Genomic DNA, 23881 nt, shown 5'->3' with positions numbered 1-23881 from the left:
GCGTGCCGCGCACCGGCGGGGGGCACCGTGCCGCGTGTCCCCCGTGCGAGCTACGTGAGGTGTCCACCGGGAGGTGACGCCTTCCGCGCGGCGGATCCGTAACGTCGGGGCGGTCGGTGCGGCGGTCAACTGCCGCCCTCTACAACCCCGTTCGTCGAGGAGCTGAGTCGTGCGCGTCGTGTGGCAGTTGCTGGCCGTGGTGGTGGTGTCCCTGATCGGGGGACAGAGCGTCGCCGCCGCCGAGGACAATCCGTGGCTCACGCTCGGCCTCGGCCTGGTGACGGCGGTGCTGGCCGTGTACGTCTACGCGTGGGTCGTGGGGCGGACCGAGCGGCGGACGGTCACGGAGGTGGCCCGGAAGGGCGCGGCGGGGGCGCTCTTCCGGGGGCTGCTGATCGGTGTGCTGGTGTTCGGGTCCGTGGTGGCGAACATCGCCTTCCTCGGGCACTACGAGGTGGACGGCTGGGGGTCGGCCACGGGCGCCGTGGGGCTGGCCGGGTTCATGGCCGCGGCCTCCGTCACCGAGGAACTCATGTTCCGCGGCGTAGTGTTCAGGATCATGGAAGAGCGTGCCGGCACCTGGGCCGTGCTGATCGTGACCAGTGTGCTGTTCGGCGCGTGGCATCTGGCGAACCCCGACGCGAGCCTGTGGGGCATGGCCGTCATCGCGCTGTCGGCAGGACCGATGCTGGGCGCCGCGTACGTCGCCACCCGCAACCTGTGGGTGCCGATGGGGCTGCACTTCGGATGGAACTACGCCGCGTCCGGCATCTTCAGCACCGAGGTCTCCGGCAACGACACCCAGCAGGGCCTGCTGGACGCCTCCACGTCCGGGCCGACCCTGATCAGCGGCGGTGAGTTCGGTCCCGAGGGCAGCCTGTACACCCTGGTGTTCTGCCTGCTCGTCACCGCCGGGTTCCTGTGGCTGGCCCGCCGGCGGGGCACGATCACGGTCCGCCGCTCCAAGCGTGTCGACCCCGTGGTGCTCGCCCGGTGACTCGTCTGCGGGGGTTGCGGGAGGTCTGGGGCCGGCTGCATGTCACGGTCCGGGACCTCCCGTTCGCCGTGCTGCTGTTCGCCACGGCGTTCGTCCCGGATTTCCACGGGAGCGGCACCGAGATCGGCTCCACGGTGGACCGGCCGTTCGACGCGGTGGCCGTCGTGGCGATCGGTGTGCAGTGCCTTCCGCTCGCCCTGCGGCGGCGGTGGCCGCTGATCTGCGTGATCCTGGTGGCGGGCGGCTTCGCCCTGGACCAGCTGCGCGGCTACCACTCGGTCGCCGCGAGCGCGCTGCCCTTGGCGCTGCTCAGCACGGGTGCCCATCTGGAGCGGTACCGGCGCACGGTGGTGGCCGGCCTGTCGCTGGCGTACGTCGTCCTGGTCGCCGAGTTCGTGCGGCGCGGGACGGGGGAGCCGGCGGCCGAGTTCGTGTCGTTCTACGTGGCCCTGTGTCTGCTGTGGGGCGGCGGGGTGTGGCTGCGCTCCAACCGGCTCGCCGAGGCGGAGCGGCGTCACCAGGTCGCGGAGCAGACCCGGGCTGCCGAACGGGCGCGCATCGCACGGGAGTTGCACGACGTGGTGACCCACCACGTGACCGCGATGGTGGTCCAGGCGGAGGCGGCCCGCTACCTGACCGCCGCACCCGACCGGCTCGACGAGACCCTGACCGCGGTCACCGACACCGGCCGCCGCGCCGTCGCCGACCTGCGGCATCTGCTGGACCTGCTCAACCCGGACCACGGTGTGGGCTCCCGCACCCCGCCCGTGGGCCGGCTGCTCACCCTGGTCGAGCAGACCCGCCGGGCCGGGCAACCGGTGGAGTTCACGGAGAAGGGCACCCCGGCCGCGTCGACGGGGAGCGCCGATCTGGTGGCCTACCGGGTGGTGCAGGAGTCCCTCACCAACGCCCTCAAGTACGCTCACGGGCGACGTACTTCGGTTCTGGTGCAGCACAGCGAAAGGGACATCACCGTGGAGGTCGGCACGGACGGTCCCGGGACGGCGGCCGGTGCCTCGCCGGGCGGCGGCGGGCGGGGGCTGGCCGGTCTGCGGGAGCGGGTGGACGTCCTCGGCGGCGAGTTCGACGCGGGCCCGCGGCCCGGCGGGGGGTTCGCCGTACGGGCGCGGATACCCAACGGGAGCGGCTCGTGAGCGGCACGCCCGTCCGGGTTCTCGTGTGCGACGACCAGACACTGGTCCGCACCGGGCTGGTGACGATCATCGGCGCGCAGCCCGACATGGAGGTGGCGGGCGAGTGCGCCGACGGTCAGGCCGCCGTCGACCTCGCCGCGAAAGTACGTCCGGACGTCGTCGTGATGGACGTCCGCATGCCGGTGCTCGACGGCATCGAGGCCACCCGGCTGCTGGCCGGCTCCGGGGTGCGGGACCCGGTCAAGGTGCTCGTGGTGACCACGTTCAACCTCGACGAGTACGTGTACGAGGCGCTGCGCGCCGGGGCGAGCGGCTTCCTGCTGAAGGACGCCCCGCCGGACCGGCTGCTGCTGGGCATCCGGACCGTGGCTTCGGGCGCGGCGCTGCTCGACCCGGAGGTCACCCGGCAGCTGGTGGGCCGGTACGCCTCCCGCATCCGGCCCAGCGAGGACGGCGCCCGGCAGATCCCGCTGACCCCACGCGAGTTGGAGGTGCTGCGGCTCATCGCGGACGGGCTGTCCAACAGCGAGATCGCGGCGGCGCTGGTGATCAGCCAGGAGACGGTGAAGACGTTCGTGTCGCGCATCCTGTCGAAACTGCAACTCCGGGACCGGGTGCAGGCGGTGGTGTACGCGTACCGGCGGGGGCTGGTGAGCTGACGCGCTGCCGCGCGGGCGGGGGTCGGCCGGACCGAGATGGGGATACGCCCGGGTGCGTGTGGGCTCAGTCATGGCTGGCGACCCCACCGACCTAACGGCCCACGCGAGTTGGACCGAACCCCGGCCTGCCCGCCGACCGGCTGGTCCCCAGGCGGTCCGTCGATTGCGCGGGCGCGGGCCGGGCCCCCATCGCCCCACCACCACCGGTCCCGGCCGTGGACGCCAGCTCGATCTCGTCACCCGTCCGGACCCGGTCGTGGAACCACTCGGCGTCCGTCAGGCTCATGCCCACCCACCCCGTGGTGCCGGACAGGGCCCGCAGCAGCCGGGCGTCGAAGGAGAGGGGGCCGGCGTAGACGTGCTCGCCGTCGGGGGTGCGCAGCTGGACCAGGTAGGGGACCTTGACGCTCTGCACCGTGGTCCTGGTGGTCCGCAACGGCAGTACCCCGCCGTCGGTCCGGGCGGTCACGGTGAGCCGGGTACCGGGCGGGAACCGGCCCGCGGCCCGTGTGTCGACGCGCAGGACGCGGTCGGCGAGGGTGAGGGTGCGCAGGCCCAGGTCCAGCCGGCCGGCCGACGGACGGGGTGCCCGGGAGGGGGCCGAGACGCTCGGGGACCGCGCGGCCGAGGGCGAGGCGGTCGGCGTGGTGCCGGGCAGGTGCCGTTTCCCGCCGGGGGGTTCGGTGTGCAGGGTGAGGGCCACCACCGTCACCGCGCAGGCCGTCGTGGCGGCCGTACCGAGGGCGAGGGCGGCCCTGCGGCGGCGTGAGCGGCGCCGGGCGTGGTCCCTGACCTCCGCGGCGGCCAGGCGGGGCGGCCTTTCGTGCTGGGCGGCCAGTTCCCGCAGGGCACCGCGGAGTTCATCCGACACGGCCGCCCTCCTCCCAGGCCGGCTCCTCGGCCTCGTCCACCGCCAGGTGCCTGGCCAGTGCCGCCCGGCCGCGGGACAACCGGGCCTTGACCGTCCCCACCGGCGCGCCGGTCTCGGAGGCTACCTGCTCGACACTGAGGTCGCACAGATGGTGCAGCACGACCGCCATCCGCTGGGTTTCCGGGAGTTGGCGGAGAGCGGTGACCAGGGCGGTGCGGTCGGGTCCCGGGCCGGGGGTCGTCTCCGGCGGCGGGGAGTGGCGCACCAGTTCCAGCCAGCGCTTGGCGCGGCGCCAGCGGCTCACGGCGAGGCGCATGGCGACGGTGCGCACCCATGCCTCCGGCGCCTCGTTGGCCAGCAGCCGGTGGCGCCGGTCCCAGGCGCGTACGAACGCCTCCTGCACCACGTCCTGGGCCTCGCCGAGGTCCCCGGTGAAGGCGAAGAGCTGGCCGGTCAGACGGGGGAAGGCAGCCGCGTAGAAAACGTCGAACTCGTCCTCGTCCATGCCCTCCACCGCAGTCTCGGATCACCGTCGTGGACCGTCCGCCACCGCCTCGCGGTCCGGCCCGGCAGGTCGCGCACATCGAAGCACGCCCGTCCGATAGGACGCCGAACTAGGGCGCCGGGATCAGTCGGGCCGCCGTGCCGGTGGGGCTGGGCCCGGTGCGGGGCCGCGCGGGGTGTGACGTACGGCTCGTTCCGCCGGGCGGACAAGGCGGCCGGCCCGGGCTTCGTGACGTTTTCCACAGTGCCACTACGCCTTGGTAACTCTTCCCTCCCGTAGGCGTCTTGGCGAATGTGTTCCGCATCACCCAGGTGGTAGACCAGGCCAAAACGGACATGGATCAGAGCCGGTCATGGCCGCTTCGGAGTTCGTACAGAACACTCGGAATCTCCCGGAGTACGACAGTTCGGATCAAAGAGAGCATGCGCGGCCATGACCCACTCCCCCGAAACGCCTGAAGTACCGATACGTCCCTACGCGGTGACCGCCGCGGAGGTCGTCCCCGGTGACCTGTTCGCCCTGACGCCCGAGGACGCGGCGCGGCAGCACTGGTACGTCGTCACGCACACGCTGCCCGTCTCCCCGGAGGTGATCCGGGTCACGCTGCGGCCGCCGCTCGGCGGGGTGGACCGCGAGGAGGAGCTGCGGCGCGAGCAGACGGTGACCGTCGCCGGACGGCGGCTGGACGTGGCCGCGGTGCCGCGGGTGAGCTCGCCCTCCCTGGACGGCGTGGAGTTCCGCGACGGCGACCGGCTGGTCGTCCTGCGCGCGGTGGATCCGCTGGCCGCCGAGGTGACGTACGTCCGCCGCTTCGGTGCCTGGCACCGGGACGCCGGGGAGGACTCCGCCGCGGGCGCGACCGACACGGAGGTGCGGCGCTGGGCCGCCGACGCCGACCGGGAGGGGCGGGTCGTACGGCACGAGCCGCGTCCCGCGCGGACGGCGGAGGCGGCCGGGCCACGCCGGGTGGTGGTCACCGGGCTCGGCGCCGTCACCCCGCTGGGCGTCGGCACCGGGGCGTTGTGGCAGGGGCTGCTCGAAGGACGGCACGGCATACGGGAGTTGACGGGTGAGGAGTTCGACGGGCTGCCGGTGCGGATCGCCGGCACGGTGCCGGTCGACCCGGCCGGGCTGCTGCCCCGGCAGGCGGCGCGGCGGATGAACCGGGCGGCCCAGTTCGCGGTGCTGGCCGCGCGGGAGGCGTGGTCCGACGCCGGGTACGCCGACGGCGGCACCCGTGAGAGCGGGCTGGACCCGGAGCGGGTCGGGGTGAGCCTCGGTGCGATCCTCGGGGACGCGTCGGTGCTGGTCGGCGGGGACCGTCGGCTGCGGGAGCGGGGGCCGCGGGGCGTCTCCCCGCTCACCACGCCGATGACCGTGCCCTCGCAGGCGGCCTCCCAGGTGTCGCTCGACCTGCACATCACCGGGGAGGCACGCACGGTGACCAGCGCGTGCGCCTCGGGCACCGAGGCGATCGGGCAGGCCGTGGACCGGATCCGGTACGGCCGGGTGGACATCGCCCTCGCGGGCGGTGCCGAGGCGGTCGTCACGCCCGCGATCATGGCGTCGTTCGCGGCGATGCGGGCGCTGGCGGAGGGTGACCCGAACGCCGGGTCACCGTCGCGGCCGTTCGCCAAGGACCGGGACGGGTTCGTGAACAGCGAGGGGGCGGGGGTGCTGGTGCTGGAGTCCGAGGAGCACGCGCGGGCCCGCGGGGCGCGGATCTACTGCGAGGCGGCCGGGTGGGGGCTGTCGGCGGACGCGCACCATGTGGCGGCTCCGGACCCGTCCGGTGACGGAATCGCGTTCGCGTTGCGACGGGCGGTGCGGGACGCGGGCGGTGAGGTGACGGACGTCGTCCACGTGAACGCCCATGCGACCGCCACGGTCGACGGGGATCTCGCGGAGGCGCGGGCCCTGCGGGGGGTGCTGGGCGGGCGGGGTGTTCCGGTGACGGCGCCGAAGGGGAACCTGGGACATCTGCAGGGGGCCGCGGGTGGGGTCGAGGCGGTGGCCGCGGTGTTGACGCTGCGGCATGGGGTGGTTCCGGCGACGGTGGGGTGCGGGGAGGTGGACGACGGGGTCGATCTGGACGTCGTCCGGGGAGCTCCGCGGCGGCTGCCAGATGGAGGTGACCTGGTCCTGAGCAACTCGTTCGGCTTCGGGGGGCACAACGCGGTGCTGGCGCTGCGGCGGGTGGGGGCGGCTTAGCGCCGGGCGCCTGTGGGGCGCCGCCCGATGGTGCGGACCGGCGGGTGTGCGCGCAACCCGGCGCTCACGGGAAGCCGCCGCGCCCACCGCGGGCGCGACGCGCACCCCCACCGCACAGGCAGGCGGGTCAGGCCGAGCGTTTGCGGGACGCCGTCTTCTTGGCCGGCGTCTTCTTCGCGGGCGTCTTCTTCGCCGTCTTCGACGTCGCCTTCTTCTCGGCCTGCGAGCTCTTCGCCGTCTTCGACGTCGACTTCCGAGGCGACGACGCCGTCTTCTTCTTCGCCGTCGACGTCGACTTCTTCCCGCCCGTCTCCTTAGGCGACGAACGGGCCGTCTCGCGCTGCGGGAGCTGCTTGACCTCGGCGTCCTCGCCACGGGACTCCTTGGCCGCCCGGACGCTGTTCTCCAGGGCCGCCATCAGGTCCAGCACCTTGCCGCCGCCCTCCGGAGCGGCCACCTCCGGCGGGGCCTCGCCGGCCGCCTTCGCGGCGACGACCTCCTCCACCGCCTCGCGGTACTCGTCGTGCAGGTCCTCCAGGTCCACCTCACCCAGCGTGTCCATCAGGGCGTCCGCGAGATCCAGCTCCTTGTCGCGCACGGTGACGTCCGTGTCCGGCGCGACCCCCTCGGGGGCCCGGACCTCGTCCGGCCACAGCAGCCCGTGCATGGCGATCGCGTCGCCGACCACGCGCAGCATGCCCAGCCGCTCCCGCCCGCGCAGGGCGTACTTCGTGATGGCCACCTTCTTGCTCCGCTTCAGCGCCTCCCGGAGCAGTGTGTACGGCTTCGCGGCGGGCGCGCCGCCCGCCGCGAGGTAGTACGCGGCGTCCATCTGGAGCGGGTCGATACGGTCCTCGGGCACGAAGGCGACGATCTCGATCGTCTTGGCGGTCGGGAGCGGCAGCCCCGCCAGGTCCTCGTCGGTGATCGGGATGATCGAGCCGTCCGAGTCCTCGTAGCCCTTGCCGATCTCCTGGCCCGTGACCTCGCGGTCCTCCAGCTCGCAGAACTTCCGGTAACGGATTCGGCCGCCGTCCTCCGTGTGGATCTGGCGGAAGGAGATCGAGTGGTTCTCGGTGGCGTTCACCAGCTTGATCGGGATGCTGACCAGCCCGAACGAGATCGCGCCGTTCCAGATGGACCTCACGTGCAGCACCTCTCCGGTCGTCTGCCGATCAGTGTCGGAGCATTTGTCGTAGTTTGCGTGAGATTCTCATCGTATGGCTCCCATCACCGAGGTGGAGGGGCGACGGCTCCCGCTCAGCAATCTGGAGAAGGTGCTGTATCCCGCCACCGGCTTCACCAAGGCGGAGGTACTGCACTACTACGCCACCGTCGCCGACGTGCTGCTGCCGCATCTGCGGGAGCGGCCGGTGTCCTTCCTGCGCTATCCGGACGGGCCCGACGGCCAGGTCTTCTTCACCAAGAACGTGCCGCCGGGTACGCCCGACTGGGTCACCACCGCCGAGGTGCCGAGGTCCGAGGGGCCGGCCCGGATGGTGCTGGTGGAGGACCTGCCGAGCCTGATGTGGGCGGCGAACCTGGTCGCGGAGTTCCACACCCACCAGTGGCGCATCACCGACCCCGGACAGGCGGACCGCATCGTGTTCGACCTGGACCCGGGGGCGCCCGCGACTGTGGTGCACTGCTGCGAGGTCGCCCTGTGGCTCCGGGAGCGACTCGCGGAGGACGGCATCGAGGCGTACGCGAAGACGTCGGGGTCGAAGGGGCTGCACCTGCTCGCGGCGGTACGCGGGGCCTCATCCGAACAGGTGTCCGACTATGCGAAGGCGCTGGCCGTCGAGGCGGAGCGGGCGATGCCCCGGCTGGTGCTGCACCAGATGAAACGCAGCCTGCGCCCGGGGAAGGTCTTCGTCGACTGGAGCCAGAACGCGGCCCGCAAGACCACGGCCACCCCCTACACCCTGCGGGCGCGGGCCGCACCGCTGGTGTCGGCGCCGGTGACGTGGGAGGAGGTCGAGGAGTGCCGCTCCCCGGACCGGATGGCCCTGCTCGCCCCGGACATCCCCCCGCGGGTGCAGGACCACGGCGACCTGCTGGCCCCGCTGCTGGACCCCGACCACGCGGGCACACTGCCCTGACCGGCGCTCCCCCGGGACGCGCCGGCGCGGGCACACTGCCCTGACCGGCGCTCCCCCGGGACGCGCCGCACCGCCTACCGAAGCAGCACCTCACACCCGCGACCACGTGTGCCGGTCACGGGCCGCCGCGTACAGCGCCTCCACGTCCGCCGGCTTCAGCACCCCTCCACCGCGGGCCAGACCTGGCACGTCCGCGTCCGTCATGACGCGCACCCCGCGTGGCGGACCGGTGACCGTCACCCGCTGGGCGCCGACCAGCACCAGCACCGGGCGGACCTCGGCCGTCAGGGCATGGGCGGCCCGGTCGGCGTCGGCGCGGACCCGGTGCAGCAGGGGTGCCGGGGCACGGCGGCCGAGGCCCACCAGAGGGTCGGCGACGGTCACGCGCCGCCTGTCGGCGTACAGCGTGTGCAGGGCGTACAGCCCGCCGGGGCCGATCAGCAGGTGGTGGACGCGGTGGCCGCCGGGGAGCGGAAGCGAGTGCAGGACATGAACGCCGGCGCCGTCCACACGGTCCAGGGCGTCCCCCACCGCCTGCTGTGCTGCGAGCTCCCGGCGACGTGGGTCGGGGCGCAGGCGGCGGACCGGGCCGAGGTCGCGGTCGAGACCGACCAGCAGCGCCTCGCCGGGACGGTTCGGGGCGAGGTCGTCGTCGGGGTGCAGGGAGAGCCGGGTCAGGTCGGCGGAGGTGGGGACCGGGGGCGGGCCGACGGTGACCGGGCCGGTGAGGAAGGGGTCCAGGGCGGTGAGCGCCTCCTCCTCGTACTCCTCGCCGAGCAGGTTCACGCGGGCGGCCTCACGGTCGTACCAGGCGATGGTCCTGCCGTCCGGGAGGCAGACGTACAGCCAGTTCCTGCCGTGCCGGCGGGTCGGCACGACGCGCGGTCGGTCCATGTGCCATCACCCCGCATCCATGGGACCAGGCGGGGTGCTGCCGGGGCAAGAAGCCGGTTACCTTGGACACGAGTTGGGCGTGAGGCTGGGAGGACGCCGGTGCGTACCCGCAGGAGTCAACCCGACGTACCGGCCCCGGACAGCCCGTGGGACGAGATCGTGCCCGGCCTGTGGATGGGCGGGCACCAGGTCCGCGGGCCGGACGGGCAGCTGGAGTCCGTGGTGGTGGACCGGCAGTTCGACCTCGTGCAGACCCTGCTGCGGCTGCCGGGGCACGGGCCGGATCCCGAGGTGGAGCACCACGTGTGGCCGATCCCGGACGGGCCGCTGGACGGCACCCAGCTGGCGGGCGTGATCCGACTGGCCGAAGCGGCGTGCGAGGCGCTGGACGCCGGGCGCACGGTCCTGGTCCGCTGCTTCCACGGCTACAACCGCTCGGGCCTGGTCGTCGCGCACGCGCTGATGCGGCGGGGCAGGACGGCCGAGGCGGCGATCCGGCTGATCCGCTTCCGCCGCTCCTCCTGGGCGCTGCACAACGACCTGTTCGTCGACTATCTGCGGGCCGGGCTGACCACCGCCCGGCTGCTCGAGGAGCTGACGGACTGACCGGCACCGGGGCCAGACACCCGCACCAGGCGAGTGACCGGCACCGGGGCGGCGCGTCCGGGGTGCGGCGGGGCCGGGTGACCCGGAGGGCGGAGCGCCGTCCCCGATGGCGCAGCAGGGCGGGCGGGCGCCAGGGGGCGCTCCTAATGTGGCGACAAGTCACCTTCGACCTGTTGTCTCCCCCCATGGAGGTACTGCCATGTCACCGCGTCCCCCACTCACCCGCCGTCTGCCCATAGCGCTCGCCGCCGGGGCCCTCGCGGTCGCGACCGCCGTCACCCCCGCCCTCGCCGCCGACGACCCCGGCCAGAACAACCAGAGCAACCAGAGCCAGAGCAACCAGGGGAACTGGAGCCAGCAGAGCGGCAACAGCAACAGCAACAGCAACAGCAGCGGCTACGGCAACAACAGCGGGAACGACGGCGGCTCGGGCAACAACACCGGCTCGGGCTCCCACCAGCAGAGCGGCAACCAGCAGAGCGGCAACAGCCAGCAGACCGGCGGCAACCAGCAGAGCGGTGGCAACGGCGGCGACTGGGGCAACCAGGCCGGCGGCAACCACGGCGACCAGGGGGAGTACCGCGGTGTCGTGACCACGCAGAAGCTGGCCCTGCGCAGCGCACCCAACCGCGGTTCGCAGGTCATCCGGTACGCCCACAAGGGCGAGGTCGTCTCGATCTTCTGCAAGGTCCCCGGCGACAAGGTGGACGGAAACCCCCTCTGGTACCTCCTCACGGACGGCACCTGGGCCTGGGGGCCCGCCCGGCACATCGACAACATCGGTCCCGCGCCACGCTGGTGCTGATGAGCACACCACACGAAGCGTCACATCTGGGTAAGTTCCGGACATGAGCAAGGCCGGCATCACCCTGGCGACGACGGATCCGCCCGCGCCCACCGTCCCCCTCACCGGGCGCCGCGGCGTGGAACTCGCCCTCATCGTGCTGGCCGTCGGACTGTCGGTGTACGGCTACTGCGCCGTCGGCCTCGCCAGGAACGGCACCGTCCCGCCCGGCGCCGCCGGTTACGGCGCCGGGCTCGGTGTGCTCGCCCTGCTGGCGCATCTTGCGGTGCGCTGGCGCGCCCCGCTGGCCGACCCGCTGCCGCTGCCGATCGGGGTCCTGCTCAACGGGCTGGGCCTGGTGCTGATCTACCGGCTCGACCTGGAGGCGCCCGGCGCCCGGGGCGCCCCCACCCAGCTGATCTGGTCGACGCTGGGGGTGGCGCTGTTCATCGCGGTGATCCTGGTGCTCCGCGACCACCGGGTGCTCCAGCGCTACACCTACCTCTGCGTCACCGTCGCCCTGGTCCTGCTGACGGTGCCGATCCTCTTCCCCGCGGTGAACGGGGCGCGGATCTGGATCCGGGTGGCCGGATTCTCCATCCAGCCGGGCGAGTTCGCGAAGGTGCTGCTGGCGGTGTTCTTCGCCGCGTACCTCGCCGCGAACCGCGGCGCCCTCACCTACGCGGGCCGCCACGTCTGGGGGATGCAGGTGCCCACCGGGCGGGTGCTCGGCCCGATCGTCTCCGTGTGGCTGGTCAGCGTGGGTGTGCTGGTCCTGGAGCGGGACCTCGGCACCTCGCTGCTGTTCTTCGGCCTGTTCGTGGTCCTGCTGTACGTCGCCACCGGCCGCACCGGCTGGATCGCCCTGGGGCTGCTGCTGGCGTCGCTCGGCGCGGTGGCGGTGGGGCGGCTGGAGCCGCACGTGCACCACCGGATCGAGACCTGGCTGCACCCGTTCGCCTCCATCGAGGCCGGTGAGGGCCCCAACCAGATCGCGCAGTCGCTGTTCGCCTTCGCGGAGGGCGGCGTCCTGGGCTCCGGGCTCGGGCTCGGGCATTCCGTGCTGATCGGCTTCGCGGTCAAGTCCGACTTCATCCTGGCGACGGCCGGCGAGGAACTGGGCCTGGCCGGGCTGTCCGCGATCTTCCTGCTGTACGGGCTGCTGGTGGAGCGCGGCTACCGGGCGGGGCTGGCGCTGCGCGACCCGTTCGGCCGGCTGCTCGCCGTCGGCCTCGCCTCGCTGGTGGCGCTCCAGGTGTTCGTGATCGCGGGCGGGGTGACCGGGCTGATCCCGCTGACCGGGATGGCCATGCCGTTCCTGGCGCAGGGGGGTTCGTCGGTGGTGACCAACTGGGCGATCGTGGCGCTGCTGGTGAGGCTCAGCGACAGCGCGCGGCGGCAGACCGCCCCGGGTGAACTCCGGTGACCCGGCACATCCGGCACGCCGCGCTGTTCTGCGCGCTGCTGCTGGTCGCGCTGCTGGTCAACGCGGCCCGGGTGCAGGTGCTGCACGCCGAGGACTACGAGGCCAACCCGGCCAACCGCCGTGCCACGATCGTGCGGTACCAGCAGCCGCGCGGCGACATCTGGGTCGACGGCCGCCCGGTCACCGGGTCCCGGGACACCGGGGAGCACCTGCGCTACGAACGGACGTACAGCGACGGGCCGTTGTACGCGCCGGTGACGGGCTTCGCCTCGCAGGAGTACGGCACGACGCTGCTGGAGGACACCGAGGACGGGGTGCTGTCCGGCGCCGCCCCGATGCTCGCGCCGCTGCCGCTGTGGAACGAGTTCACCCGCTCCCGCAGCGCGGGCGGTGACGTGCTGACCACGATCGACCCGCGGGCGCAGAAGGCGGCGTTCGACGGCCTGCGGGGGCGTAAGGGCGCGGTGGCGGCGGTGGAGCCGTCGACCGGGCGCATCCTGGCGCTGGTGTCGATGCCGTCGTACGACCCCGAGCCGCTGTCCGGGAACGGCAGGACGGCGCGGGAGGCCTGGGCGCGGCTGAACGCCGACCCGGACCGGCCGATGCTGAACCGGGCGGTGCAGCGGACCTACCCCCCGGGGTCGACGTTCAAGGTGGTCACCGCGGCGGCGGTGCTGGACGCGGGCACGGTGAAGAACCTCGACAAGCCGACCCGCTCTCCCGACCCGTACCTCCTGCCGGGGACGACGACCCGGCTGGTCAACGGCTCCGGCGACTGCGAGGACGCCACGCTGCGTGAGGCGTTCGTGTGGTCCTGCAACACGGTGTTCGCCCAGCTCGGGGCGTCCGCCGGGGTGGCGCGGATGCGGGAGACGGCCGAGGGCTTCGGGTTCAACGACCCGGACCTGCGCATCCCGTTCCGGGTGGCGCCCAGCACCTTCGACACCACGGTGGACGCGGCGCAGCTCGCGCTGTCGTCGATCGGGCAGTACAACACGCGGGCCACGCCGTTGCAGATGGCGATGGTCGCGGCGGCCGTGGCGAGCGGCGGGCAGGTGCGCGAGCCGTACCTGGTGGAGCGGACCACGCGGGCGAGCGGCGGCACGGTGGCGGCGGCCGGGTCGCGGTCGGTGCGTCGGGCCATGCTGCCGGCGACGGCGGCGCACATCCGGGAGCTGATGCGCGGTGTCGTGGAGGACGGCAGCGGCAAGAAGGCGGCGATCCCCGGTGCCGTGGTCGGCGGGAAGACCGGCACCGCCCAGCACGGGCTGGGCAACTCGGGGACGCCGTACGCCTGGTTCATCTCCTGGGCGCAGCGCGAGGACGAGCTGGAGCCGAAGGTGGCGGTGGCCGTGGTGGTGGAGGACGCCGAGGGCAGCCGGCGGGAGATCAGCGGGGGCGGGACGGCGGCGCCGGTCGCCCGGGCGGTGATGGAAGCGGTGCTGAAGCCCGGGTGACGGAAGAGGCGAACTCCCGGACACAGGTGCCCGGTTGGTGAGACGGGGGTGTCCAGCCCCGGAGCGCCCGACCTAACGTTCGGTACATGACCGCATACGAACTCGCCCAGGTGAACATCGCCCGGCTCAAGGCGCCTCTGGACACTCCCCTGCTGAAGGACTTCGTCGACAACCTCGGCCCGGTCAACGCGGACGCGGACGCCGCCGACGGTTTCGTGTGGCGGCTCCAGGACGAGGAGGGCGACGCGACGGCCATCCCCGTCTTCGGCGACCGGTGGCTGATCGTCAACATGTCGGTGTGGCGGGACGCGAACGCCCTGACGGCGTTCATGTACCAGGGACGGCACCGGGAGATGCTGGGCCGGCGCCGGGAATGGTTCGAGCGCGTCCAGGAGGCGATGACCGCCCTGTGGTGGGTGCCGGAGGGGCATCGTCCGGCTGTCGCGGAGGCCGAGTCCCGTCTGCTGCACCTGCGCACCCACGGGCCGACGCCGTACGCCTTCACCCTGCGTACCTCCTTCCCGCCCGGAGAGGGCCCGCACGCACCGGGCGCACCGCTCGCCGACAAGTCGTGCGTGAGGGATTGACGGGCTTGCTGACAGGCAGTCTCATAAAGGTGACCTGCCGGTAACCCGAGACGCCCCCGAGGTGGAACCGTCATGACGACCCTGTCGGAAACCGACGCGCTCGACGGCCTGTGGGACGCGCTCGGGCAGCTGAAGGACCGGGAGCAGGTGGCCCGGCGGCTGCTGGAGTCCTCCGCGAAGCACTCCTTCGACCCGGACAAGGAGCTGGACTGGGACGCCCCCTTCGAGGACGGCAAGTGGTTCTGGCCGCCGGAGCTGGTCTCGCTGTACGGCACCCCGATGTGGCGGCGGATGAGCGAGGAGCAGCGCATCCTGCTCTCCCGGCACGAGGCGGCCGCGCTCGCCTCGCTCGGCATCTGGTTCGAGCTGATCCTGATGCAGCTGCTGGTCCGCCACATCTACGACAAGTCCGCGACCAGCGCCCACGTGCGGTACGCCCTCACCGAGATCGAGGACGAGTGCCGCCACTCGAAGATGTTCGCCCGGGTGATCGAGCAGAGCGGCACCCCCTGGTACCAGGTGAGCCGGATCCACCAGAACCTGGGCCGGCTGTTCAAGACGGTCTCCACCACCCCCGGCTCGTTCACCGCGACCCTCCTCGGCGAGGAGGTGCTGGACTGGATGCAGCGGCTGACCTTCCCGGACGAGCGGGTGCAGCCCCTGATCCGGGGCGTCACGCGGATCCACGTGGTCGAGGAGGCGCGGCACGTCCGGTACGCGCGTGAGGAGCTGCGGCGCCAGATGATGACGGCGCCGCGGTGGTCGCAGGAGTTCACCCGCGTCTCCTCGGGCGAGTTCGCCCGGGTGTTCTCGGTGGCGTTCGTGAACCCGGAGGTCTACACGAACGTCGGCCTGGACCGGCGCGAGGCGGTCGCCCAGGTCAAGGCGAGCGGGCACCGGCGGGACGTGATGCAGCAGGGGGCGAAGAAGCTCACGGACTTCCTGGACGACATCGGCGTGCTGCGCGGTGCGGGGCGTCGGCTGTGGCGGTCCTCGGGCCTGCTGGCGTAGGCGGCCGGGGCCTGCGGACGGGGCCCGGACCGGTGCGTTCCGGGGGTCGGATATCGGCCTGCCGGGGCGGGCCGGCGGCGCGGAGGGGCGGTTACGCTGCGGGCATGACCTCGCAGGCCCCCACCCCCGCCTACCGGCGCCTCAGTGTCGAGGAGCGCCGCAGCCAGCTGCTGGAGGCCGCGCTGTCCCTGTTCGCCCACCGCGCCCCGGAGGACGTGTCCCTGGACGACGTGGCGGAGGCGGCCGGAGTGTCCCGGCCGCTGGTCTACCGCTACTTCCCGGGCGGCAAGCAGCAGCTGTACGAGGCGTCCCTGAAGTCCGCCGCCGACGAGCTGCGGGACTGCTTCGACGAGCCGCACGAGGGGCCGCTGCTCCCCCGGCTGACCCGGGCCGTGGAGCGCTACCTCGAATTCGTCGGCCGGCACGACACCGGCTTCAGCGCGCTGCTCCAGGGCGGCAGCGTGGTGGAGACGTCCCGCACCACCGCCCTGGTGGACGGGGTGCGCCGGGCCGCCGCGGAGCACATTCTCAGCCATCTCGACGTCACCGATCCGGGACCACGGCTGCGGATGACCATCCGGATGTGGATCACCGCCGTGGAGGCCGCCTCCCTGATCTGGCTCGACGAGGACAAGCAGCCGCCCCTGGAGGAGCTGCGGGACTGGCTGGTGGAGCAGTTCGTGGCGGTGCTGACGGTCACCGCGCGGCGGGACGCGCAGACCGACGCGCTGGTGCGGGCGCTGGCCGCGGAGCTGTGACCCGCGGCCGATGGCCGAGACTGGTGGGGTGAAGAGCGAAGACACCCCCTTCGAGGGCGGCCCCATGGACGGGCGCGTCCTGCCCGTGCTGCTCGGCATCACCGGGCACCCGCCCAAGACGTACCGCATCCCCGTGCCGGCCCCGGACGGCGGCCCGCCCACGGTGCTGGTCTACCGCCGGGTGCCCCGCGGGACGGGCAGGCTCACCGGGCTGACCGCCCGCTGGAAGTACCTCCACGACCCGACCGGGCGGGCCGGCGACGGACCGCGGTGGCCGTGGCGGAAGTCCCGCCCCGCCCCGGACGCCACGCCGCAGGGCAAGCCGGACGACGCGGACGGGTGACCGGGTTGCGCCGAACCGCGCACACTCGGCGAGCGGACCACGCGCACCGCCTCGATGCTCGCGGTACGGAGCGGACGAGCCGCTCCGCGTCGGAGGTGATGGCGTGTCAGGAATGCTTCTGCGTCTGGTGTGTACGGCGGCGCTGGCGGCCGGGACCGTCCTCGCACCCGTGCCCGCGATGGCCGTACCGGAACCGGGCGGCTCCCCCGCCACGTCCGGCGGCCGTTCCGTCGCCGATCTGCTGACGGACCTTCAGACCCTGTACCACGAGGCGGAGAAGGCCACCGAGCGCTACAACGCCACCGAGGAGGCGCTGGCCGAGCAGCGCGCCGAGACCGCGCGGCTGGACCGGGCGCTCGCCCGCACCCGGCTCTCCCTGCACGACAGCCGCGGCGCCGCCGGACGGCTCGCCCGGCAGCAGTACCAGAGCGTCACCGGCCTCTCCCCCTACCTGCGGCTGCTGCTGGCGCGCGACCCGCAGCGGGCGCTGGAGCAGGGGCATGTGATCGGGCAGCTGGCGCGGGAGCGGGCGCAGACGGTGGGCCGGCTGACCGGTGACGCCAAGGAGGCCGGCGAGCTGGCGCGCAAGGCGCGCAAGGCGCTGGACGAGCGGATCGCGCTGACCGAACGCCGCAAGAAGGAACGCGACCAGGTCGTCGAACGGCTGCACGACGTCGAGGAGTTGCTGGCCTCGCTCACCGCCGACCAGCTGGCGCGGCTGGCCGAGCTGGAGCGGACCCGGGTCGCCGACGCCCAGCGGGAACTGGTGGCGTCCGGGGCGCTGAGCGGCACGGGCGCGCCGTCGGCGGCCGGCGAGCGGGCCGTGCGGTACGCGGTCGAGCAGCTCGGCAAGCCGTACGAATGGGGGGCGGAGGGCCCGGCGACGTACGACTGCTCGGGGCTGACCTCCGAGGCGTGGCACTCCGCCGGCGCCCCGATCCCCCGGACCAGCCAGGAGCAGTGGGCGCGGCTGGAGCGGATCGAGCTGGTGGACCTGCGCCCCGGCGACCTCGTCGTGTACTTCCCGGAGGCCACACATGTCGCCCTCTACCTGGGCGACGGCATGGTGGTGCAGGCGCCCCGGCCCGGCGCGCGGATCAAGGTGTCGCCGATCGCGGCCAACCCGGTGCTGGGCGCGGTGCGGCCCGACCCCGGCGGGGAGCCCGTGGAGCACTATGTGCCGCCGGAGCTCCCCGAGGGGGCGACGGACGGGTCCGACGAGGGGTACGGCGCCGTCTACGCGCCGGCCGCGCCGGAGACCTCGGCCAGGTAGGCGTTCGTCTTCTCCGGCTCGTAGAAGAAGTTCTCGAAGTCGGCCGGGTTGTCGAAGCCGTTGGCGAAGCGGTCGGCGACGGGCTGGAGCTGGCCGGCGGCGCCGATCAGGTTCAGGATGTGCTCCGGCGGCGGGGCCAGCATGGCGTTCGTCCACTTGGTGACGTGCTGCGCGGTGTCCCAGTAGCGGTCGAAGGTCCGCCGCATCCAGTCCTCGTCGAACGGCTTGTCGCCGTGCTCGAGGATGGAGGCGAGGTAGGCGGCGGCGCACTTGGACGCGGAGTTGGAGCCCTGGCCGGTGATCGGGTCGTTGGCGACGACCACGTCGGCGACGCCGAGGACGAGACCGCCGCCGGGGAGGCGCCCGATCGGGTTGCGGACGGTCGGGGCGTAGCGCCCGGCCAGGGTGCCGCCGGCGTCGGTCAGCTCGACCTTGGTGGCGCGCGCGTACTCCCAGGGCAGGAACTTCTCCATCAGTTCCAGGGTCAGGGAGAGGTGCTCGGCCGGGTCCTTGACGTCCTTGAAGGCGTCCAGCGGGCCGCCGGGGATGCCCTCCCAGAACAGGATGTCGGCGCGGCCGGAAGTGGTGTACGTCGGCATGATGAACATCTCACCGACGCCGGGGACCAGGTTGCAGCGGACCGCCTCGGTGTCCGGGTGCTCCGGGCGCGGGCCCATGCCGTGCACGTAGGCGACGGCGAGGGCGCGCTGCGGCTCGCTGTACGGGGAGCGCTCGGCGTCCCGGGCGAACATCTGCACCAGCTCGCCCTTGCCCGCCGAGACGAGCACCAGGTCGTAGGTGCGGGAGAAGTAGTCGAGGTCGCCGACGGCGGCGCCGTGGATGACGAGCTGTCCGCCGCGCTGGGCGAAGGTCTCCATCCAGCCGGCCATCTTCACGCGCTGGTCCACGGACTGCGCGAACCCGTCGAGCCTGCCCAGCCAGTCGATGGCGCGCTGCGAGGGGCCCGGGTCGAAGGAGCCGGGGGCGGCGACCGAGACGCCGAGGCCCTGGATCTTCGGCGCCTGGGACTCCCAGAAGTTCAGCTGGAGGTCGCGCTCGTGCTGCAGGGCCGTATGGAACATGCACTGCGTCGACATGACCCGTCCGGTGCGGATCTCGTCCGCGGTCCGGTTGGACATGAGGGTGACCTCGTACCCGTGCGACTGGAGTCCCAGGGCGAGCTGGAGACCGGACTGACCGGCCCCGACGACGAGTATCTTCCGCATACGGGGGACGCTCCTAAGGGGGCTACTCGGGGGTTTCGTCGAGCGCGTGGCCCACGAGGGACAAGAGGGTCTCGATGACCGAGATCCGGCGGCGCGCATCCATGATCATGACAGGTATGTGCGCGGGGATCGTGAGGGCCTCCCGCACGTCCTCCGGGTCGTAACGCTCGGTGCCGTCGAAGTGGTTGACGGCCACGACGTACGGCATCCCGCAGCTCTCGAAGTAGTCCAGCGCCGGCCAGCAGTCCTTCAGACGGCGGGTGTCGGCCAGCACGACCGCGCCGATCGCGCCGCGCACCAAGTCGTCCCACATGAACCAGAACCGCTGCTGGCCGGGCGTGCCGAAGAGGTAGAGCACCAGGTCGTCGTCGAGCGTGATGCGCCCGAAGTCCATGGCCACGGTGGTGGTCAGTTTGCCCGGTGTGGCGGTGAGGTCGTCGGTCTCCTCGCTCGCCTCGGTCATCAGCGCCTCGGTCTGCAGGGGCGTGATCTCGGAGACGGCGCCGACGAGGGTGGTCTTGCCGACGCCGAAGCCGCCGGCGACCACTATCTTCGTGGCGATCGGTGCCCGGGTGGGGTCCGTCTGCCAGGGCAGCAGGGGCTCGTCCGCTTCGACGAGCGGGGAGACGCCGTACGCGACGTCAGAGACGGCGGAGTCCACTCAGCACCCTTTCCAGCAGCGCGCGGTCCGGGCGGCCCGTGCCGTGGCCGGTGCCCGTCCCGTAGACACGGATCTTTCCCTGGTCCGCGAGGTCGCTCAGCAGGACGCGGACCACGCCGAGCGGCATCCTGAGCAGCGCGGCGATCTCGGCCACCGTGCGCATGCGGCGGCACAGTTCGACGATGGCCCGCACCTCGGGCATGACCCGGGTGCCGAACCCGCCGGAGGTGAGCTCCCGGCGCTCCTCGGCGGCCTCGAGCGCGGCCGTGCCGGCGGTGGCGCCGACGAACGTCTCGACCAGCAGCACGTGGCCGAAGCGGGTACGGCCGCCGGTGAGCGAGTAGGGGCGCACGCGGGCGGGTTTACGGTCCCCGCCGCGGACCGGGAGATGTTTCTTCGGGACGCTGGTCATCGGGGACTCCCGGCGGACTCGTGCTCCGTGCTCCCCGCGCTCCCCGCGCTCTCGAGGTTCTTGCGCAGTTCGCTGCGGAGTTCGGGGGTGAGGACGTGGCCGGCCCGGCCGACGAACAGGGCCATGTGGTACGCCACGACGCTCATGTCGCAGTCCGCGGAGCCGTGCACGCCGAGCAGCGAGCCGTCGCTGATCGACATCACGAAGAGGCTGCCCTCGTCCATGGCGACCATGGTGTGCTTCACGGGCCCGTAGTCCATCAGCTTCGAGGCGCCGATGGTGAGGCTGCCGATGCCGGAGACGACGGTGGCCAGGTCGGCGGAGGAACCGCGCGGCCCGGGCCGTGCCGCTCCCCGCTCCCCTCGGACCGGGGCGGTCCCGTCCGGGCCGCTGCGGGCGCGGGCGAGCGTCTCGTCGGAGGAGAGGAGCAGCAGGCCGTCGGAGGAGACGACCGCGACGGAGTGGATGCCGGGCACCTCCTCGACGAGGTTCGTCAGCAGCCAGTGCAGGTTGCGGGCCTCACTGCTCGGTCCGAAGGTACTGGGCGCGGTCAACTGCTTGCCTCCTCGACAGTGCCCCCCGTGGCTTCTTCGGTTGTGGCGTCCGCCCCGGCCGGTGCCCGGTCGTGGCCGCGCCCGGTCGCCAGCTCGGCCTCGACGTCCCGCCTTCCGGCGTCCGCCCCGCGGCGGAACCCGCCCAGCCGCCGGCGCAGCGCCTCGGCGTCCACGGAGCCGGAGCGCGGCCGCGGGGGCGCGGCCGGTGCGCTGATCTTCGGCGTCCGCTTCGGCAGTCCCTTGGCGGTGACGGGTTCGTCGGCGGCGGGGCCGTCCGCGACACGCGTGTGCTCGTGCCCGCCGGCTGCGTCGTCGGCGACGGGGCGGCCGGGCAGCCCGCTCCGGGGGTCCTGCGGGGCGGCCGGGGGTTCGGGGGCTGTGTCCCCGGGCGCCTGTGCCGCTTCGCGAGCGGCTTCCGGACGTACGGCGTCGGCGTCGGGCCGGGTGCCGGCCGGGTCCTGCGTGCGCGGGTCTGGTTCGTGTCCGGCGCCCGGGCGTACGGCCTCGTCGGGGAGCTGGGCGGTTCCGGCTCCGTGTCCGCCGGCCGCCGCGTGGCGGTCGGCGTCCTCGCCGCCGGACGCGGTACGGCCGTCCGGCTGGGCCGGGATGAACAGCTCCATGGTGGTCTCGGCGGGCCGCTCGACGGGGGCGGTGGCCTCCGGCTCGTCGACGGCCGGTTCTTCGGGCGTCTCCGCGGTCGGTGCGACGGGCGTCTCCGCGGTCGCGTCCGGCGCGGGGCGGACGGCGGGCTCGTCCGTGCGGTCGGGGGCGGCGGTCTCGTCCGGCTGCGGCTCCTCCCCGGCCGCGGGGGTACCGGGCGCGCGTACGGCGTCCGGCACGGCCCCGTCCGCACCCGGCGGCTCGGTGCCGGCCGGAACGGTTTCGTCGAGGTCGGGCGCGGCGGCCGGAGCCGGGGCGGCCCAGCCCCGCGTCGGCACGGCCGCCGGACGGGAGTCGTCCCGGGCCGGGTTGTCGAGGTCGTCGGTGAGGGCCGCCTCGTTCGCGGCTGCCTGGTCCACGTCGCCCGGCGCGGCGGTGGCCGCCGCCCGCTCGTCGGCGAGGGCGGGCCCGGACGCCTGCGGGGCGCCCGGGGCCGCTGCCTCCGTCGTGGCGTGGGCCTGGATGGACCGCTCGGCCAGGTCGACCAGGGGGTCGCCCGTCGCCGAACGCCCCGGCAGCACGTTGGAGTTGGCCTCGGCGTCCGCGCCCGGCAGGGACACCGCGTGGGCGCCGCCGGGGACCGAGGAGGGGACCGCCGTGGGCGTCGCGGGCGCCAGCAGGGGGTCGGGCAGGACGACGACCGCCGCGATCCCGCCCTGCTTCTGCTTGCGCAGCTGCACCCGGACACCGTGCCGGTGGGCGAGGCGGGCCACGACGTACAGACCGAGGCCGAGACCCTCGTCGGACTCCGCGTCGTACGCCGCCTCCGGGTCGAACTCGGACAGCCGGGTGTTGAGCCGCTCCAGCCGGTCGGCGGCCATGCCGATGCCCTCGTCCTGGACGGAGAGCATGACCTCGCCGTTCTCCAGCAGCCAGCCGGAGACCTCGACGGGCATGTCCGGCGGGGAGAACGAGGTGGCGTTCTCCATGAGTTCGGCCAGCAGGTGGGACAGGTCGTCCGCCGCGAACCCGGCGATGTGCGCGTGCGGCGGCAGCGCCGCGATCCGCACCCGCTCGTACCGCTCGATCTCGCTCACCGCGGCGCGGACGACGTCGACCAGCGGGACGGGGCCCGCCGTGTGCCGGCCGTGCTCGGTGCCGGCGAGGACCAGCAGGTTCTCGCTGTGCCGGCGCATGACCGTGGCGAAGTGGTCGAGCTTGAAGAGGGTGGCCAGGCGGTCCGGGTCGTCCTCCCGCTCCTCCAGTCCCTCGATCACGCCGAGCTGCCGCTCGACCAGGCCGAGCGTGCGCAGCGCGAGGTTGACGAACGTACCGCCGATGCTGGTGCGCAGCCGCTCCATGTGGGCGGTGGCCTCGGCGAGTTCGGTGCGCAGTTCCTCTCGGGCGTCGGCCATCTTCTGGCGCTGCCCGACCAGGTGCTTGCGGTCGGCCTCCAGCGTGGCGATCCGCTGGGCGAGTCCGGCGGCGTGCGCGTGCAGGGCGTTGACGGAGCGGACGACCTGGGCGAACTCGTCGTTGCGGCCGGTGAAGGTGACCGGTTCCTCGACGGTGGGGTCCTCCGCCTCCGCGAGGCGCGCCGAGCCCCGGCGCAGCACCGACAGCGGGCGGGTGAGGGTGCGGGCCATCGCCGTGGTGATGCCGACGGTGAGCAGCATGAGGGCGCCGAGGACGGCGATCCGGATCTCCAGCTCGGTGACGTCGTCGTCCCGCAGCTGGGCGAGTTCCTTGGTGCGCTGGTCGAACAGCGCGGACTCTGCCCCGCGCATGGTCTCGATGCGCGCGGTGAGCGCCGCCGCCAGCTTCTTGGGGCTGGTGTTCAGCTCGGAGTCGGAGAGGGTCGGCTTGTCGGTGAGCTTCCCCAGGTACTTCTCGGCGGTGTCGACCTCGGGGCCGGTGACCGTCGAGTCGTAGGAGGCGCGGGCGGCCTTCGGCGCTGCGTCCCGGAAGTCGGCGAGGGCCGCGTCGGAGCGCACCCGCGCCTGGAGCGCGGCGGCGGACAGCGCGTCGCGCCGCTCCTCGTCGGCCTCCGAGGTGCTGGTGGCGGTGACCGGCAGCCCCGTGATCGGGTCGATCACGGTCTCCGTGGTGCTCGGCACGTTCAGCACGGCGAGCAGCAGCCCGCGGGTGGCGGCGGCCTGCTGGACGGCGGTGTCCAGCTCGGCGAGCGCGTGCGCGCCGGACCCGGCACGGGGCGGGGTCTCGTCGGCCAGGCGCGCGGCGAGCCGGTGCAGCTGGGAGATGGCGGTGGAGTACGCCTGGTGGGCCTCCAGCGCGCTGCTCTTGCCGGTGAGGGCGGCCCGGCGCACCGTGCCGACGGCGTCGAGCTCCTCGCGCAGCGCCGTCGAGGTGTCGGTGTCGGCGCGCAGTTCCTCGACCTGCCGGTCCACCCGGGCGCTGTGCTCCTCGGAGGGCGCCTTCGACTTGGGGCGGCCCGCCGCGATGTAGGGGACGACCTCGTCACGCTCGTCGGCGAGGGAGTGGGCGAGGGCGAGCGCGTCCTCGGTCCGCTCGGCGAGCGTGACCAGTTCCTGCGCGTCCTTCAGCTGCTGGGAGGCCGCCAGTACGGAGGGTGCGCCGGCCCCGGCGATCGCCGCGGCCACCACGGCCACGGCGACGACGAGCCGGTTGCGTACGTGGGTGGGGCGGCCTTTGCCCACGGTGGGCGTCTGCTGCGCGTCCCCCGTGAGGGCCGCCTGCTTGTCCTTGCGACGAGGCCGCGTCTTCTGCACCGGTGCTCGCATTCCTGACTCGTGTACCCGTGGGCCCGCG

General features: G+C 73.4%; 23 protein-coding genes. 14 read left to right on the top strand and 9 right to left on the bottom strand.

All coding sequences use genetic code 11. The features are described from left to right. The first annotated feature begins 169 nt into the window (after nt 1-169). From B100_RS0110955 to B100_RS0110945, 3 genes are read left to right on the top strand one after another with little or no spacing between them, the layout of a single operon-like run. Complete coding sequence (locus B100_RS0110955) at nt 170-997, top strand: type II CAAX endopeptidase family protein (protein WP_024884476.1); 828 nt, start codon at nt 170-172, stop codon at nt 995-997. Further along, nucleotides 994-2151: a sensor histidine kinase gene (locus tag B100_RS0110950; protein WP_024884475.1), complete on the top strand. Its 1158-nt coding sequence runs from the start codon at nt 994-996 to the stop codon at nt 2149-2151. The genes B100_RS0110955 and B100_RS0110950 overlap by 4 nt, the downstream gene beginning before the upstream one ends. Further along, on the top strand, nt 2148-2810 hold the full coding sequence (locus B100_RS0110945; RefSeq protein ID WP_024884474.1) for a response regulator transcription factor: 663 nt from the start codon (nt 2148-2150) through the stop codon (nt 2808-2810). Before B100_RS0110950 ends, B100_RS0110945 begins: the two co-directional genes overlap by 4 nt. A 91-nt stretch (nt 2811-2901) precedes the next feature. Here B100_RS0110945 and B100_RS0110940 read toward each other — a convergent pair whose 3' ends face one another. Beyond that, complete coding sequence (locus B100_RS0110940; protein ID WP_024884473.1) at nt 2902-3681, bottom strand: hypothetical protein; 780 nt, start codon at nt 3679-3681, stop codon at nt 2902-2904. After that, the gene (locus B100_RS0110935; protein WP_024884472.1) at nt 3671-4186 is read right to left on the bottom strand and encodes a SigE family RNA polymerase sigma factor; all 516 of its coding nucleotides are present in this window, start codon (nt 4184-4186) and stop codon (nt 3671-3673) included. Before B100_RS0110935 ends, B100_RS0110940 begins: the two co-directional genes overlap by 11 nt. 432 nt (nt 4187-4618) lie before the next feature. Between B100_RS0110935 and B100_RS0110930 the strand changes: the two genes are divergently transcribed. Next, the gene (locus tag B100_RS0110930; protein ID WP_037722582.1) at nt 4619-6397 is read left to right on the top strand and encodes a beta-ketoacyl-[acyl-carrier-protein] synthase family protein; all 1779 of its coding nucleotides are present in this window, start codon (nt 4619-4621) and stop codon (nt 6395-6397) included. 127 nt (nt 6398-6524) lie between these two features. Here B100_RS0110930 and ku read toward each other — a convergent pair whose 3' ends face one another. Further along, nucleotides 6525-7544: a non-homologous end joining protein Ku gene (gene ku / locus B100_RS0110925; protein ID WP_486585618.1), complete on the bottom strand. Its 1020-nt coding sequence runs from the start codon at nt 7542-7544 to the stop codon at nt 6525-6527. Nucleotides 7545-7617: 73 nt separating this feature from the next. On the opposite strand from ku, the gene ligD reads away from it, so the two are divergent. After that, nucleotides 7618-8499, top strand: coding sequence for a non-homologous end-joining DNA ligase (gene ligD, locus B100_RS0110920; protein WP_024884469.1), 882 nt, complete (start codon nt 7618-7620; stop codon nt 8497-8499). A gap of 90 nt (nt 8500-8589) precedes the next feature. Here ligD and B100_RS0110915 read toward each other — a convergent pair whose 3' ends face one another. Further along, the gene (locus B100_RS0110915) at nt 8590-9393 is read right to left on the bottom strand and encodes a hypothetical protein (RefSeq protein ID WP_024884468.1); all 804 of its coding nucleotides are present in this window, start codon (nt 9391-9393) and stop codon (nt 8590-8592) included. Nucleotides 9394-9492: 99 nt separating this feature from the next. On the opposite strand from B100_RS0110915, the gene B100_RS0110910 reads away from it, so the two are divergent. From B100_RS0110910 to B100_RS0110870, 9 genes are all read left to right on the top strand, one after another. Further along, nucleotides 9493-9999 (top strand): dual specificity protein phosphatase family protein, encoded by a 507-nt coding sequence (locus B100_RS0110910; RefSeq protein ID WP_024884467.1) that lies wholly within the window; start codon nt 9493-9495, stop codon nt 9997-9999. Between the two features lie 199 nt (nt 10000-10198). Further along, nucleotides 10199-10804, top strand: a complete 606-nt coding sequence (locus B100_RS36435; RefSeq protein ID WP_024884466.1) for an SH3 domain-containing protein — start codon at nt 10199-10201, stop codon at nt 10802-10804. A gap of 43 nt (nt 10805-10847) precedes the next feature. Further along, nucleotides 10848-12209, top strand: a complete 1362-nt coding sequence (locus B100_RS0110900) for an FtsW/RodA/SpoVE family cell cycle protein (protein ID WP_024884465.1) — start codon at nt 10848-10850, stop codon at nt 12207-12209. Beyond that, nucleotides 12206-13666, top strand: a complete 1461-nt coding sequence (locus B100_RS0110895) for a penicillin-binding transpeptidase domain-containing protein (RefSeq protein WP_024884464.1) — start codon at nt 12206-12208, stop codon at nt 13664-13666. The genes B100_RS0110900 and B100_RS0110895 overlap by 4 nt, the downstream gene beginning before the upstream one ends. Before the next feature lie 86 nt (nt 13667-13752). Beyond that, entirely contained in the window at nt 13753-14253 is a 501-nt protein-coding gene (locus B100_RS0110890; RefSeq protein ID WP_024884463.1) for a DUF3291 domain-containing protein, read from the top strand. A gap of 72 nt (nt 14254-14325) precedes the next feature. Further along, nucleotides 14326-15264, top strand: a complete 939-nt coding sequence (locus tag B100_RS0110885) for an AurF N-oxygenase family protein (RefSeq protein ID WP_024884462.1) — start codon at nt 14326-14328, stop codon at nt 15262-15264. A 104-nt stretch (nt 15265-15368) separates the two neighbouring features. Next, the gene (locus tag B100_RS0110880; RefSeq protein WP_024884461.1) at nt 15369-16022 is read left to right on the top strand and encodes a TetR/AcrR family transcriptional regulator; all 654 of its coding nucleotides are present in this window, start codon (nt 15369-15371) and stop codon (nt 16020-16022) included. Between the two features lie 28 nt (nt 16023-16050). Next, nucleotides 16051-16365 carry a hypothetical protein gene (locus B100_RS0110875; protein ID WP_024884460.1) on the top strand — a complete coding sequence of 105 codons (315 nt, stop codon included), beginning with the start codon at nt 16051-16053 and terminating at the stop codon, nt 16363-16365. A gap of 103 nt (nt 16366-16468) precedes the next feature. Next, a complete protein-coding gene (locus B100_RS0110870; RefSeq protein ID WP_024884459.1) occupies nt 16469-17638 on the top strand; it encodes a C40 family peptidase in 1170 nt (389 codons plus the stop codon). Here B100_RS0110870 and B100_RS0110865 read toward each other — a convergent pair. The 5 genes from B100_RS0110865 to B100_RS0110845 are packed head-to-tail and all read right to left on the bottom strand — an operon-like array spanning nt 17602 to nt 23841. Beyond that, a complete protein-coding gene (locus B100_RS0110865; protein ID WP_024884458.1) occupies nt 17602-18864 on the bottom strand; it encodes a styrene monooxygenase/indole monooxygenase family protein in 1263 nt (420 codons plus the stop codon). The genes B100_RS0110870 and B100_RS0110865 overlap by 37 nt on opposite strands. Nucleotides 18865-18886: 22 nt before the next feature. Further along, the gene (locus B100_RS0110860) at nt 18887-19525 is read right to left on the bottom strand and encodes a GTP-binding protein (RefSeq protein WP_024884457.1); all 639 of its coding nucleotides are present in this window, start codon (nt 19523-19525) and stop codon (nt 18887-18889) included. Continuing rightward, the gene (locus B100_RS0110855; protein WP_024884456.1) at nt 19506-19937 is read right to left on the bottom strand and encodes a DUF742 domain-containing protein; all 432 of its coding nucleotides are present in this window, start codon (nt 19935-19937) and stop codon (nt 19506-19508) included. The genes B100_RS0110860 and B100_RS0110855 overlap by 20 nt, the downstream gene beginning before the upstream one ends. Further along, the gene (locus B100_RS0110850) at nt 19934-20491 is read right to left on the bottom strand and encodes a hypothetical protein (protein WP_024884455.1); all 558 of its coding nucleotides are present in this window, start codon (nt 20489-20491) and stop codon (nt 19934-19936) included. Before B100_RS0110850 ends, B100_RS0110855 begins: the two co-directional genes overlap by 4 nt. Beyond that, nucleotides 20488-23841: a sensor histidine kinase gene (locus B100_RS0110845; protein WP_024884454.1), complete on the bottom strand. Its 3354-nt coding sequence runs from the start codon at nt 23839-23841 to the stop codon at nt 20488-20490. The genes B100_RS0110850 and B100_RS0110845 overlap by 4 nt, the downstream gene beginning before the upstream one ends. Nucleotides 23842-23881 lie beyond the last annotated feature (40 nt).

The organism is Streptomyces sp. CNH189, assembly GCF_000527195.1.
Note: the sequence above shows the minus strand (reverse complement) of the source record. Positions and strands in the feature narration are given on the sequence as shown.

Coding starts and splice junctions, on each gene's coding strand:
- B100_RS0110935 (WP_024884472.1), bottom strand. CDS start 4,186: ATGGACGAGGACGAGTTCGACGTTTTCTACGCGGCTGCCTTCCCCCGT.
- B100_RS0110930 (WP_037722582.1), top strand. CDS start 4,619: ATGACCCACTCCCCCGAAACGCCTGAAGTACCGATACGTCCCTACGCG.
- ligD (WP_024884469.1), top strand. CDS start 7,618: ATGGCTCCCATCACCGAGGTGGAGGGGCGACGGCTCCCGCTCAGCAAT.
- B100_RS0110915 (WP_024884468.1), bottom strand. CDS start 9,393: ATGGACCGACCGCGCGTCGTGCCGACCCGCCGGCACGGCAGGAACTGG.
- B100_RS36435 (WP_024884466.1), top strand. CDS start 10,199: ATGTCACCGCGTCCCCCACTCACCCGCCGTCTGCCCATAGCGCTCGCC.
- B100_RS0110900 (WP_024884465.1), top strand. CDS start 10,848: ATGAGCAAGGCCGGCATCACCCTGGCGACGACGGATCCGCCCGCGCCC.
- B100_RS0110890 (WP_024884463.1), top strand. CDS start 13,753: ATGACCGCATACGAACTCGCCCAGGTGAACATCGCCCGGCTCAAGGCG.
- B100_RS0110885 (WP_024884462.1), top strand. CDS start 14,326: ATGACGACCCTGTCGGAAACCGACGCGCTCGACGGCCTGTGGGACGCG.
- B100_RS0110880 (WP_024884461.1), top strand. CDS start 15,369: ATGACCTCGCAGGCCCCCACCCCCGCCTACCGGCGCCTCAGTGTCGAG.
- B100_RS0110865 (WP_024884458.1), bottom strand. CDS start 18,864: ATGCGGAAGATACTCGTCGTCGGGGCCGGTCAGTCCGGTCTCCAGCTC.
- B100_RS0110855 (WP_024884456.1), bottom strand. CDS start 19,937: ATGACCAGCGTCCCGAAGAAACATCTCCCGGTCCGCGGCGGGGACCGT.